The sequence below is a fragment of the Bartonella bovis 91-4 genome, assembly GCF_000384965.1.
In the GTDB taxonomy this organism is placed as follows: domain Bacteria; phylum Pseudomonadota; class Alphaproteobacteria; order Rhizobiales; family Rhizobiaceae; genus Bartonella; species Bartonella bovis.
In genome coordinates, this window is the sequence record NZ_CM001844.1 from 1,269,615 (window position 1) to 1,285,048 (window position 15,434).

The 15,434-nt window shown below is 47.1% G+C and carries 7 protein-coding genes; all 7 read right to left on the minus strand.

Annotated elements, in window-relative coordinates; genetic code table 11:
- On the minus strand, nt 1-214 hold a 214-nt coding region (locus BBBE_RS07440), incomplete at its 3' end, for a hypothetical protein (protein ID WP_192812771.1).
- On the minus strand, nt 187-933 hold the full coding sequence (locus BBBE_RS05520; RefSeq protein ID WP_152023200.1) for a hypothetical protein: 747 nt from the start codon (nt 931-933) through the stop codon (nt 187-189). The genes BBBE_RS05520 and BBBE_RS07440, both read right to left, overlap by 28 nt.
- A 360-nt stretch (nt 934-1,293) precedes the next feature.
- Nucleotides 1,294-7,236, minus strand: coding sequence for a beta strand repeat-containing protein (locus tag BBBE_RS05525; protein ID WP_152023201.1), 5,943 nt, complete (start codon nt 7,234-7,236; stop codon nt 1,294-1,296).
- A gap of 430 nt (nt 7,237-7,666) precedes the next feature.
- Nucleotides 7,667-11,926, minus strand: a complete 4,260-nt coding sequence (locus BBBE_RS05530; RefSeq protein WP_010701554.1) for an autotransporter outer membrane beta-barrel domain-containing protein — start codon at nt 11,924-11,926, stop codon at nt 7,667-7,669.
- A complete protein-coding gene (locus BBBE_RS05535) occupies nt 11,926-12,798 on the minus strand; it encodes a right-handed parallel beta-helix repeat-containing protein (protein WP_010701555.1) in 873 nt (290 codons plus the stop codon). The genes BBBE_RS05530 and BBBE_RS05535 overlap by 1 nt, the downstream gene beginning before the upstream one ends.
- Nucleotides 12,752-13,927 carry a hypothetical protein gene (locus tag BBBE_RS05540; protein ID WP_152023202.1) on the minus strand — a complete coding sequence of 392 codons (1,176 nt, stop codon included), beginning with the start codon at nt 13,925-13,927 and terminating at the stop codon, nt 12,752-12,754. The genes BBBE_RS05535 and BBBE_RS05540 overlap by 47 nt, the downstream gene beginning before the upstream one ends.
- A 464-nt stretch (nt 13,928-14,391) precedes the next feature.
- The coding region (locus BBBE_RS05545; RefSeq protein ID WP_010701557.1) for a hypothetical protein at nt 14,392-15,434 on the minus strand (1,043 nt) is incomplete at its 5' end.

Sequence of the window (15,434 nt, forward strand, 5' to 3'; positions counted from 1 at the left end):
GTCCCCCCACCATTATCCCCGTCCCCCCATCCTTAACCGTAATCGTTGAGTTCCCATTTATATCCACCGTCCCACTCCTCGCATGCACCCCCATTTTGAACCCCTCAATCTCCACCCCCATCAAAGTCATCGTCCCACTCTGCACATCCACCCCCGTCCCCCCACTCCCCTTAATCTTCAACCTCATCACATCAATCTTCCCCGCCCCATCCATCTGTATACCAACACCATCACCCCCACCCCCGTTCCATTAACAGTCATCGTCTTCCCCATCCCTATCACACTCGCATTTCCCTTACTCCCCGTAATCTTTATCCCCGCTTCACCATTATTAAAAGCCACACTCTCATCAAACCTCACCATCCCCCCACCATCATTAATTTTCACCTTCATCCCCTCAATCCCCTTCACCCCCTTCTCAAAAACAATCATCCCCTCATTACTAACCTTCACTTCCCCCCCATCAAACCCCTTCAACACCCCCTTCAACGTAACAGAAGACTCTGACCCATCAACCACTATCTCCTTTTTTATCGTCACCCCCTTAACATCAACATCTTTCACCAACGTCAGCGCCCCTCCCCTTTCCACCTTAATCACCGGCTTCCCCTTCGACCCCGTAACCTTCAGTGTTTTCCCTATCGTAATATTCGTCCCCGACCCCCTCACCGTCACAGCAGCACCAGCAGACTTACCAGGGCCCGTATCCATATTTATCTCTATATCCCCACTCCTACTATTCAGTATCCTTGTCACACCACCATCACACACAATCGGCTCATTATTAACAGTACCAACAACACCACTACTCCCACAATTATGTGCTTGAGCATACGCCTTTGAAGTATGAGATGTTAGAGCAAGCCCAGCCATAAGAGCGGTTGAGACAACACATAAATAAACATGATGCTTAAAAACACAACGCATAACCATAACCCACATGTTCCCCTTTAACCTGTCAGGTTAAACGAGACTAAACTATTCTAAAAAAAGAAAACTAAAACTAAACCATACTAAAATGGCTTAAACCCCATAAAATCCTCCCAACTCTAACCCTTACCTAAAAACACCATACCCTAATATAAAACACTCTTAACACCCACAAAGCCAAAACACACATCTTCAAACAACAAACAAAACACACATAAAATCAAAACATCAAACAAAGCGCCTAGACCTTAAACCATGACCTAAACCCATAAACAAAAAAACTCTCTAAAACTAATAAATACGCTAAAATATAGAAACACAGCTGTAGAACATTGCTACCCATATAAGTCATTCTGGCACTCTTCAAAGCACCACCCTGGTTAAATTAACCCCATAATCTTCTGTAAAGTTCACCGAAGAACTAATCATAGTCACTTGAGCATTTTGAACAGCAACTCCTGTGCTAACCTTTTTCACATTTGTACCAATCAACCAGGCCCGTCCCCCATTTGCTATTTTTATTCCTTGAGCTTTTCCTGTATCATTTCCGTTAATTATTACACCTACTGCTTTAAGTTTCGCACTTTTTTCCTCAACCATGATGAACTCTGTATTATTATTACTGGTGGAGTTCATTTGCACATTACTTAAAAGGACTCTTCCCCCCTTCATCTTCAGCCCATACTCTCCCCCAAAATTAATCACCCCATTTTTCATCCACAACGACCCGTCTTGAATGGTTATTGCCTCTTTTACACCTGTTATATGTGAGTAATCGAGCATCACATACCCACCATCAGTCACATGAACACCCTGTGTTTTATTATTTCCAATGACCATAACCTTTATAGCAGCAAAATTTGCACCTTTACCTTTGACTTTGATGAAGTTTGTAGCCTGAGCGTTTTTAGTTGCCTTGCTACCCGTATAAATCATTTTGACATCCTTTAACAAAGCATACCCTGTATGAAGACTAATACCGTGCTCTCCATTAAACGTCATCCACCCTTTTTTCATAGAGAATTCCCCATTAATAACAGTTATACCGCTTTTCACCTTGCTAAAAATCGCATTTTCTAACACGACCCTTCCCCCATTAGTAACAGTCACCCCATTGCTCATCTTGTTAAAAATCGCATCATCTAACACGACCATTCCCCCGTCAATTACCCTTATCCCGTGCGCCTTTTCATTTCCATTGATTCTGATGCCCCTACCTCTAATCTCTGCTAAATTTTTAGCATTTCCTGCACCATAGACCGTTAAGAAAGTACTGTCTGGATCATTCCCCGTATAAGTCATAATAACACCATTTAACACAGCATGGCCCTTCTTAAGATAGACTGCGTAATCTCCCTTAAAATTGATCTCTCCCCCCTCCATATAGACAGCACCTTTTGTGATAGCCATTCCATTGTAGATGTTTGTATAATTTGGCCTAATCAACACGACCCGTCCGCCGTCAACTACACTCATTCCCTGCCCATGACCATTTCCATCGATCGTAAGATGTGATGCAACAACCACAGCATTTTTTTGTACTTTACCCGTCTTTTCCACAGCATTTGTAGTGTCCTCTCCCACAATCCTAATGAATTCAGCTTCGTTGTTGTTACCCGTATAAGTCATTTTGACCGCTATTAAAGCAACCCCACCCTGGTTAAGATAAACACCGTACTCTCCCTTAAAATTGATCTCTCCTCCCTCCATACGGACACTTCCGTCTGTAATCGTCATCCCCTTATGAACACCTTTCAAGTTTGTACCAGTCAACCACACCCGTCCTCCATTAGTTACGCTTACCCCCTGCCCATTGTCTGTAGTGCTCGTGATAATTATATCCTCAGCGATAACTATCCCACCCTTGACCTTAATGAAGTCAGCTGTTTTGTTGTTACCCGTATAAGTCATTCTGACATTTTTTAAAGCAGCCCCACCCTTGTCAAGATAAACCCCGTAATTTCCCTTAAACCCAATCTCCCCTCCCATCAAAATAGCATTCGCCCCATTTTTCACCCACACCCCCGTTATGACCCCTGAAATATTCACATCTTTCATCATCATTTTCCCCTCACCCTCTACATTCACCCCCGTACCCTTATCATCTTGTCCTGTAATGCTGACACCCTTTAGCAGAGCATTTCCCCTTGTGAGACTGACACCGTAATCTCCATTAAACCCAATCGTCCCCCCAGTCATCGTCAGATTCCCATTCTTCATCCACACCCCCGTTTGCACCTCTGAAATCTTCACCTCCTTCATCATCAACGTTCCCATCCCCGTTGCATACACCCCCGTACCCTTATCACTAGGTCCTGTAATTCTGACATCATCTAACAAGGCCTGCCCCCCTGTGAGACTGACACCACGCTCTCCCATAAACCCAATCTCCCCTCCCTCCATATGAACAACCCCATCTTCGACACTTACCCCCTTATGGACATCCCTCAAGTTTGTATCAATCAACCACACCGCTCCCTCACTCTTCACCTTTACCCCCGTTGTGACCTTTGAAATATCCACCTCCTTCATTATTACCGTTCCCTCACTTCCCACCTCTACCCCTGTTCCAACCTTTGACATCTCTCCCCCTTTTATCGCCACTGTTCCCATAATTGCCTTTACCGCCACCTCTGTCTCATAACCTTGCCCTGTAATGTTAACATCCTTTAAAGCAGCATTTCCCCCTATGAGACTGATACCATCCCCACCTTTAAACTCCACCGATCCTTTGTGCATCATCAGCTTCCCATTTATCACCCACACCCCCGTTTGCACCTTTGAAATATCCACCTCCTTCATCATCATCACTCCCACCCCATTCTGCATAATCACCCCCGTACCCTTATTACTAGGTCCTGTAATTCTGACATTCTTTAAAGCAACCCCACCCTGTTTAAGACTGATCCCATAATCCTTCTTAAACCCAATTTCCCCTCCAAACATGCGGACAACCCCATTTTCGACACTCATCCCCTTATGAACATCTCTTATATTTGTCTTGTAGAGATCAATTATTCCCTCATTAAGCTTGATACCCTCTTGTCCTGTTCTATTTCCCTTGATAGTGACCGCTATTAAAGCAGCCCCACCTTTCTTGAGATAAACCCCATAATTTCCCTTAAACCCAATCTCCCCTCCAAACATACGGACAACCCCATTTTCGACACTCATCCCCTTATGAACATCTCTTATATTTGTCCCGAACATATCAATCATTCCCCCATTAAGCTTGATACCCTCTTTTCCTGTTCCACTTCCCATGATATTGACCCCTCCTAAAAAAGCAAATCCACCCTGGTTAAGACTGATCCCGTAATCTCCTATAAACCCAATTGACCCTCCTTTCATCGCTAGTATCCCCCCCATCACCTCCACCCCCTCACTAACATTTGAAATATTCACCCCACTCATCCCCAATGTCTTCCCATTCATAACCACCCCCTTACTTCCCATCCCAGCCCCCGTAATCCTCGTCCCCTTCAAAGTAGCCGTTGCCTCCTTCCCCACATATACCCCCACTCCATATCCTTTAAACCCACTATTCGTAACCGTAATCGACCCATTGTTCATCTCTAACCTCCCCTTCACCCATACCCCCTCACCAACATTGGAAATTGTCACCCCATCCAACCTCATCATCTTTGTCTCCATCATCAACACCCCCGTCCCCTTTCCCTCTCCTGTAATCTTCGTCCCCGTAATAGTAGCCAGCGTCACCGATTTCCCCACCCCTATCCCATAATTGTCCCTCCCATTCTTAAACTCAATCGATCCCCTTGTCATCGTCAACGTCCCATTAGTCGCCTCTACCCCCATTGCAACATTTGAAATCGTCACCTTCTCCATCTTCAACGTCTTCCCCTCCATCCACACCCCCGTTCCTTGCCCGCCTCCTGTAATCTCCGTCCCCGTAATAGTAGCCATCGTCACTTCACTCCCCACCTTCACCCCATGCTCTCCCGTAAACTCAATCCTCGCCCCACTGTTCACCACCAACTTTCCACTTCCTGACATATCTATCCCCGTCTGCACCCCTGTCATTGTCCCCCCACTTACCGTCAGATTCCCATTACTCACCTGTATCCCCGTCTGCACCCCTGAAATCCCCACATTATTCATCTTCATCTCCCCCGTCCCATCCTTTATCACCCCCTTCCCCTTTCCACCCCCCTTAATCGTCAAATCTGTCAAACGAGCATTAGTCACCAATTCCCCCACCTTCACCCCATAATTCCTGTCCCCACCCGTAAACGTAATCCTCGTCCCATCCTTTATCGTCAAATTCCCCTTTATTGCCTCCACCCCCATTGCAACATCTGAAATCTGCACATTATTCATCACCATCTCCCTCCCATCCATCCACACCCCCGTCCCCTTTCCACTCCCACTCCCCGTAATCGTCGCCCCCGTGATATTAGCCGTCGCCGTCCCCCCCACACTGAGCCCCGTCCCACCATTCTTAACCGTAATCCTCGCCCCACTGTTCACCGTCAATGTCCCACTTCCTAACATAATTATCCCCGTCTGCACCCCTGTCATCGACCCCCCACTTACCGTCAGATTCCCACTTGTCACCTCCACCCCCATTGCAACATCCTTAATCGTCCCCCCATTTATCGTCAACTTCCCCGTACTCTCCATAATCACCCCCTTACTTCCCACCCCACTCCCCTCTCCCTTAATCGTCGCCCCCGTGATATTAGCCGTCGCCGTCCCCATCACCTTCACCCCATAGTCCCCCTTAAACATAATCTTCGCCTCCCCACTTATCTTCAACGTCCCACTTCCCGTCATCAACACCCCCTCACTAACATTTGAAATCGTCCCCCCCATCATACTAGCACTCCCCGTCCCCTGCACATACAACCCCGTCCCCTGTCCACTCCCCGTCCCCTTAATCTTCACATTCATCAAATTAGCCGTCGCCGCCTTCTGCACATGCACCCCATAATTCCCCCTCCCACCCTCAAACGTAATCTCCCCCATATTTATATCCACCGTCCCATTCTTCACATCCACCCCCGTTTGCACCTGTGAAATATTCACCATATTCATCGTCATCTTCCCCGAACTCTCCATAATCACCCCCTTTCCACTCCCCTCTCCTGTAATCGTCACCTTTGTCAACTCAGCCGTCGCCTCACCCGATGCCTTCACCCCATAATTCCCCCTCTCCCCCTTAAACCCAATCGACCCCATATTTATCACCAACTTCCCCGCTGTCATATCCACCCCCTTTTGCACCCCTGAAATCCCTACCCCAGTCAAAGTCATCGTCCCATTCTGCACATCCACCCCCGTCCCCTGTCCACTCCCCGTCCCCTTAATCGTCACCTTTGTCAAATTAGCCGTCGCCCCATTCTGTACCTGCACCCCATACCCACTTCCACCCTCAAACGTCACCGTCCCCCCCATCATATCCACCGTCCCCTTCTTCACCTCCACCCCCACCTTAACCCCTGAAATCGTCACATCAGTCATCGTCATCATCTTCGTCCCATCCTTTATCACCCCCGTCCCCTGTCCACTCGTCCCCCTAATCGTCGCCCCTGTGATATTAGCCGTCACCCCATTCTCCACCTTCACCCCATAATTCCCGCTCCCACCCGTAAACTGAATCGTCGTTCCCCCACTTATCGTCAACGTTCCCGCCCCCGTTGCATACACCCCCTTCCCGAACCCTGAAATCGCCACCCCATTCAAAATCACCGTCCCACTATTCGTAACCGTAATCGTTGAGTTCCCATTTATATTCACCTTCCCACTCATCGCATTCACCCCCATCGTGAAACCTGAAACATTCACCTTATTCAACTCCATCGTCCCCGTCCCCTGCATATCCACCCCCATCCCCCCACTCCCCATAATCGTCAACCCCATCACATCAGCAGTCCCCGTCCCATCCATCTGTATCCCACCCCCCTTCGTAACAGTCATCGTCTTCCCCATCCCCATCACACTCGCCTTTCCCGTCCCCGTAATCTTCAGCTTCTTCATTATCGTAATATTCGTCCCCTGCCCCGTTACCGTCACAGCAGCCTCCTTAGAGCCCCTACCCCTATCCATATTTATCTCTATATCCCCACCACTCCTACTATTCAGCGTCCTTGTCTCACGACTATCACACACAATCGGCCCAACAACATCACCAACAACTTTAACACCACCACCACGACTACTCCCACAATTTTGATCGGCATACGCCTTTGAAGTATGAGACGTTATAAGGGAAAGCCCAGCCATAAGAGCGGTTGAGACAACACATAAATAAACATGATGTTTAAAAACACAACGCATAACCATAACCCACATGTTCCCCTTTAACCTGTCAGGTTAAACGAGACTAAACTATTCTAAAAAAAGAAAACTAAAACTAAACCATACTAAAATGGCTTAAAACCCCATAAAATCCTCCCAACTCTAACCCTTACCTAAAAACATCATACCCTAAGAAAACACTCTTAACACCCACAAAGCCAAAACACACATCTTCAAACAACAAACAAAACACACATAAAATCAAAACATCAAACAAAGCGCCTAGACCTTAAACCATGACCTAAACCCATAAACAAAAAAAATCTCTAAAACTAATAAATACGCTAAAATATAGAAACACAATCCGTCCCCCGTTAGTTACCCTTATCCCCTGCCTATAACCACTTCCATCGATCGTGAGATCTACTGCACAGCTGTAGAACATTGCTACCCATATAAGTCATTCTGGCACTCTTCAAAGCACCACCCTGGTTAAATTAACCCCATAATCACCTGTAAAGCTCACCGAAGAACTAATCATAGTCACTTGAGCATTTTGAACAGCAACTCCTGTGCTAACCTTTTTCACATTTGTACCAATCAACCAGGCCCGTCCCCCATTTGCTATTTTTATTCCTTGAGCTTTTCCTGTATCATTTCCGTTAATTATTACACCTACTGCTTTAAGTTTCGCACTTTTTTCCTCAACCATGATGAACTCTGTATTATTATTACTGGTGGAGTTCATTTGCACATTACTTAAAAGGACTCTTCCCCCCTTCATCTTCAGCCCATACTCTCCCCCAAAATTAATCACCCCATTTTTCATCCACAACGACCCGTCTTGAATGGTTATTGCCTCTTTTACACCTGTTATATGTGAGTAATCGAGCATCACATACCCACCATCAGTCACATGAACACCCTGTGTTTTATTATTTCCAATGACCATAACCTTTATAGCAGCAAAATTTGCACCTTTACCTTTGACTTTGATGAAGTTTGTAGCCTGAGCGTTTTTAGTTGCCTTGCTACCCGTATAAATCATTTTGACATCCTTTAACAAAGCATACCCTGTATGAAGACTAATACCGTGCTCTCCATTAAACGTCATCCACCCTTTTTTCATAGAGAATTCCCCATTAATAACAGTTATACCGCTTTTCACCTTGCTAAAAATCGCATTTTCTAACACGACCCTTCCCCCATTAGTAACAGTTACCCCATTGCTCATCTTGTGAAAAATCGCATTTTCTAACACGACCATTCCCTTGTCAATTACCCTTATCCCGTGTGCCTTTTCATTTCCATTGATTCTGATGCCCCTACCTCTAATCTCTGCTAAATTTTTAGCATTTCCTGCACCATAGACCGTTAAGAAAGTACTGTCTGGATTATTCCCCGTATAATTCATAATAACACCATTTAACAAAGCATGGCCCTGATTAAGATAGACTGCGTACTCTCCCTTAAAATTGATCTCCCCCCCCTCCATATGGACAGCACCTTTTGTGATAGCCATTCCATTGTAGATGTTTGTATAAGTTGGCCTAATCAACACCACCCTTCCGCCGTCAACTACCCTCATCCCCTGCCCATAACCATTTCCATCGATCGTGAGATGTGATGCAACAACCACAGCATTTTTGGGTGCAACTTCAATACCCTTCTTTTTAAGCTTGACCCTTTCCACAGCATTTGTAGTGTCCTCTCCCACAATCCTAATGAATTCAGCTTCGTTGTTGTTACCCGTATAAGTCATTTTGACCGCTATTAAAGCAACCCCACCCTGGTTAAGATAAACACCGTACTCTCCCTTAAAATTGATCTCTCCTCCCTCCATACGGACACTTCCTTCTGTAATCGTCATCCCCTTATGAACACCTTTCAAGTTTGTACCAGTCAACCACACCCGTGCTCCATTAGTTACACTTATCCCCTGCCCATTGTCTGTAGTGCTAATAATATTCACACCCTCAGCAACAACTATCCCACCCTTGACCTTAATGAAGTCAGCCACGTCGTTGTTACCCGTATAAATCATTCTGACATTTTTTAAAGCAACCCCACCCTTGTCAAGATAAACCCCGTAATTTCCCTTAAACCCAATCTCCCCTCCCATCAAAATAGCATTCGCCTCACTTCCCACCTCTACCCCCGTTGTGACCTTTGAAATATCCACCCCTTTTATGACCACTGTTCCCATGACCGCCTTTACCGCCACCTCTGCACTATGACCTTGCCCTGTAATTTTGACATCATTTAAAGCAGCATTTCCCCTTGTGAGATAAATACCGTAACCTCCATTAAAAGCCATCGATCCCTTGTGCATTATCAGATTCCCATTTTTCACCCATACCCCCGTCCTAACCTCTGAAATCCGCACATCCTTCATCATCAACGTTCCCATCCCCGTTGCATACACCCCCGTACCTTCATCACTAGGACCTGTAATACTGACATCATCTAACAAAGCCTGCCCCCTTGTGAGACTGACACCACGCTCTCCCATAAACCCAATCTCCCCTCCCTCCATATGAACAACCCCATCTTCGACACTCACCCCCTTATAGACATCCCTCAACTTTGTATCAACCAACCACACCGCTCCCCCATTAGTCGCCTCTACCCCTCCTCCAACATTTGACATCTCTCCCCCTTTTATCGCCACTGTTCCCATAATTGCCTTTACCGCCACCTCTGTCTCATAACCTTGCCCTGTAATGTTAACACCATTTAGCAGAGCATCTCCCCCTATGAGACTGACACCGTGACCTCCATTAAAAGCCACCGATCCTTTATGCATCATCAGCTTCCCACTTATCACCTCTACCCCCTTCTCAACCTCTGAAATCCGCACCTCCTTCATCATCACCGCTCCCACCCCACTCTGCACATACACCCCCGTACCCTTATTACTAGGTCCCGTAATTCTAACATTCTTTAAAGCAGCAATGCTCTTTGTGAGATAAACCCCGTAATCTCCTTTAAACTCCATCGATCCTCCCTCCATACGAACAATACCTTCTGTAATCGTCATCCCCTTATGAACATCTCTTATATTTGTCTTGTAGAGATCGATCCTTCCCTCATTAAGCTTGATACCTGTTTTTCCTGTTCTATTTCCCTTGATAGTGACCGCTATTAAAGCAACCCCACCCTGTTTAAGACTGATCCCATAATCCTTCTTAAACCCAATTTCCCCTCCAAACATGCGGACAACCCCATTTTCGACACTCATCCCTTTCTGGACCTCTCTTATATTCGTTTTGTAGAGATCAACCATTCCCCCATTAAGCTTGATACCTGTTTTTCCTGTCCCATTTCCCTCGATTTTGACCCCTATTAAAGCAGCAGTGCTCTTTGAGAGACTGATCCCATACTCTCCCATAAACCCAATTGACCCTCCTTTCATCGCTAGTATCCCCCCCGTCACCTCCACCCCCTCACTAACATTTGAAATATTCACCCCACTCATCCCCAATGTCTTCCCCTTCATGACCACCCCCTTACTTCCCATCCCAGCCCCCGTAATCCTCGTCCCCTTCAAAGTAGCCGTTGCCTCCTTCCCCACATATACCCCCACTCCATATCCTTTAAACCCACTATTCGTAACCGTAATCGACCCATCCTTTATCTTCAACGTCCCCCTTGACCCCCACACCCCCTCACTAACATTTGAAATATTCACCCCACTCATCACCAACGTCCCCGTTCCATCCATAATCACCCCCGTCCCCTTTCCACTCCCACTCCCTGTAATCCTCGTCCCTGTAATATTAGCCAGCGTCACCGATTTCCCCACCCCTATCCCATAATTGTCCCTCCCATTCTTAAACTCAATCGATCCCCTTGTCATCGTCAACGTCCCATTAGTCGCCTCTACCCCCATTGCAACATTTGAAATCGTCACCTTCTCCATCTTCAACGTCTTCCCCTCCATCCACACCCCCGTTCCTTGCCCGCCTCCTGTAATCTCCGTCCCCGTAATAGTAGCCATCGTCACTTCACTCCCCACCTTCACCCCATGCTCTCCCGTAAACTCAATCCTCGCCCCACTGTTCACCATCAACGTCCCACTTCCTGACATATCTATCCCCGTCTGCACCCCTGTCATTGTCCCCCCATTCACCGTCAGATCCCCATTACTCACCTGTATCCCTGTTTGCACCTTTGAAATATCCACCCTCTCCATCCTCAAATCCCCCGTCCCATCCTTTATCACCCCCGTTCCCGTCCCTCCACTCGCCCCCGTAATCGTCGTCCCCGTAATAGTAGCCATCGTCACCCCATTCTGCACCCTCACCCCATAATTCCCGGCCCCATCCTTAAACCCCAATCTCCCCCCCTTTATCGTCAACGTTCCCGCCGTTGCCTCCACCCCCATTGCAACATCTGAAATCTGCACATTATTCATCGTCATCGTCCCACCCGCCCCATTCATCCACACCCCCTTATCAACATCTGAAATCCGCACATTAGTCATCATCATCTTCCCCGAACTCTCCATCCACACCCCCTTACTTCCCTCTCCATTTCCACCCTCTCCCTTAATCGTCACACTCGTCAAATTAGCCGTCGCCCCATTCTGCACCCTCACCCCATAATTCCCGGCCCCATCCTTAAACCCAATCTCCCCCCCCTTTATCGTCAACGTCCCCGTTATTGCCTCTACCCCCATTTTAACCTCTGAAATCTGCACTCCACTTATCGTCAACGTCCCCGTCCCATTCATCAACACCGCCTTCTCAACACTTGAAATCGCCCCCCACTCATCCCCAACATCTTCCCCCCCATAATCACCCCCATCCCCTGTCCACTCCCCCCTCCTGTAATCGTCGCCCCCGTGATATTAGCCGTCGCCGTCCCCCCCACCTTCACCCCATGCCCAGCCCCCTCAAATGTAATCTTCGCCCCACTCACCATCAACGTCCCACTTCCTGACATAGTTATCCCCGTCTGCACCCCTGTCATCGTCCCCCCACTTACCGTCAGATTCCCACTTGTCACCTCCACCCCCGTTTGCACCTGTGAAATATCCACATTGGTCATCTCCAACGTCTTCCCATCCATAATCACCCCCGTTCCCGTCCCTCCACTCGCCCCCGTAATCGTCACACTCGTCAAATCAGCCGTCACCAATTCCCCCACCCTCACCCCATAACTCCCAACCCCATTCTTAAACGTAATCGTCGTCCCATCCATTTTCAAATTCCCCATCCCCGTTGCATACACCCCACTCTCAACATTTGAAATCTCCCCCCCATTCATCGTCGCCGTCCCCTCCACATACAACCCCATCCCCTGTCCACCCTCTCCCTTAATCGTCACATCCATCAAATTAGCCGTCGCCGCCTTCTGCACATGCACCCCCCAATTCCCCCTTTCACCCGTAAACGTCACCGTCCCCCCCATCATCTCCAACTTCCCCTTCTGCACATCCACCCCCTTCTCAACCTTTGAAATATCCACATTAGTCATCGTCATCATCTTTGTCCCACCCATAATCACCCCCGTCCCCTTTCCACTCCCCTCTCCTGTAATCGTCACCTTTGTCAAATCAGCCGTCCCCGTCCCCATCACCTTCACCCCCAATTCCCCTTTCACTCTTAAACGTAATCTCCCCCATATTTATCACCAACTTCCCCGCTGTCATATCCACCCCCTTTTTGAACCCCGACACCTCTACCTTAGTCAACTCCACCGTCCCCGTCCCACTTCCCTGCACCCCATAATTCCCACCCCCACTCCCCATAATCTTCCCCCCCATCATACTAGCATTCCCCGTTCCCCCCACCCACAACCCCGTCCCACTATTCGTAACCGTAATCGTCGACTCCCCATTTATCTTCACCGTCCCACTTTGCGCATTCACCCCCATTTTGAACCCCTCAATCTCCACCCCCATCAAAGTCATCTCCCTCCCATTCTGCACATCCACCCCCTTTCCCCTCCCACCCCCACTCCCCATAATCTTCAACCCCATCACAGTAGCCTTCCCCGTCCCCGCCCCATCCATCTGTATCCCATTAACCCCACTCCCCTTCGTAACAGTCATCGTCCTCCCCACTCCCATCACAGTAGCCTTCCCCGCCCCATCCCCCGTAATTTGTATCCCCGCTTCACCATTATTAAAAGTCACATTCTCATCAAACCTCACCATCCCCCCACCATCATTAATTTTCACCTTCATCCCCTCAATCCCCGTCACCTTTTCTCCCAAAACAACCATCCCCCCATTATTAACCTGTACCCCCTCAAACCCCGTCAACTTCCCCTTCAACGTAACAGAAGACTCTGACCCCTCAACCACTATCTCCTTCTGTATTCCCGCCCCCATAACATCAACCTCCTCCACCAACGTCAGCTTCCCTCCACTCAGCACATTAATCACCGGTAGACCACCCCCCTTCGACCCCGTAACCTTCAGCTTCTTTATTATCGTAATCTCTGTCCTCGGCCCCCTCACCGTCACAGCAGCAGACTTACCAGGGTCCTTATCCATATTTATCTTTATCTCACCACCACCACTACTATTCAGCGTCCTTGTCCCACGACTATCACACACAATCGGCTTATTATCACCACTAACAACTTTAGCACCACTACCACTCCCACAATTTTGATTAGCATACGCCTTTGAAGTATGAGACGTTATAAGGGAAAGCCCAGCCATAAGAGCGGTTGAGACAACACATAAATAAACATGATGCTTAAAAACACAACGCATAACCATAACCCACATGTTCCCCTTTAACCTGTCAGGTTAAACGAGACTAAACTATTCTAAAAAAAAGAAAACTAAAACTAAACCATACTAAAATGGCTTAAAACCCCATAAAATCCTCCCAACTCTAACCCTTACCTAAAAACACCATACCCTAATATAAAACATTCTTAACACCCACAAAGCCAAAACACACATCTTCAAACAACAAACAAAACACACATAAAATCAAACATCAAACAAAGCGCCTAGACCTTAAACCATGACCCAAACCCATAAACAAAAAAAAATCTCTAAAACTAATAAATACGCTAAAATATAGAAAATCTAAAATATATAAAAAACAAACACCTCTAAGCATTGAGAGAGTGTTTTCTGTTATACTTTTTTAGCAGAATATATTGCCCTATTTAAAAATGATTCATTAGGTAATGTTGTATTTGTGTCTTGTAAAATAAACCCCGTAATCTCCTTTAAAAGTGATCTCTCCTCCCTTGGACAGTACCTTTTGTGATAGCCATTCCATTGTAGATGTTTGTATAATTTGGCTTAATCAACACCACCCGTCCGCCGTCAACTACCCTCATCCCCTGCCCATAACCATTTCCATCGATCGTGAGATGTGATGCAACAACCACAGCATTTTTTTGTACTTTACCCGTCTTTTCCACAGCATTTGTAGTGTCCTCTCCCACAATCCTAATGAATTCAGCTTTGTTGTTGTTACCCGTATAAGTCATTTTGACCGCTATTAAAGCAACTCCACCCTGGTTAAGATAAACACCGTAATCTCCCTTAAAATTGATCTCTCCTCCCTCCATACGGACACTTCCTTCTGTAATCGTCATCCCCTTATGAACACCTTTCAAGTCTGTACCAGTCAACCACACCCGTCCGCCGTTATTTACGCTTATCCCCTGCCCATTGTCTGTAGTGCTCGTGATAATTATATCCTCAGCGATAACTATCCCACCCTTGACCTTAATGAATTCAGCTGTTTTGTTGCTACCCATATAAGTCATTCTGACATTCTTTAAAGCAGCATTTCCCCCTATGAGATAAACCCCGTAATATCCCTTAAACCCAATCTCCCCTCCCATCAAAATAGCATTCGCTCCATTCTTCACCCACACCCCTGTTTGCACCCCTGAAATATTCACATCCTTCATCATCATCTTCCCCTCACCCCCTACATTCACCCCCGTACCCTTATTACTAGGTCCTGTAATGCTAACACCATTTAACAAAGCATCTCCTCCTATAAGACTGACACCGTAACCTCCATTAAAAGCCACCGATCCCTTGTGCATTATCAGCTTCCCACTTATCACCTCTACCCCCGTCCTAACCTTTGAAATATCCACCTCCTTCATCATCACCGCTCCCGTCCCCGTTGCATACACCCCCGTACCTTCATCACCAGGTCCTGTAATACTGACATCATCTAACAAAGCCTGCCCCCTTGTGAGACTGACACCACGCTCTCCCATAAACCCAATCTCTCCTCCCTCCATAT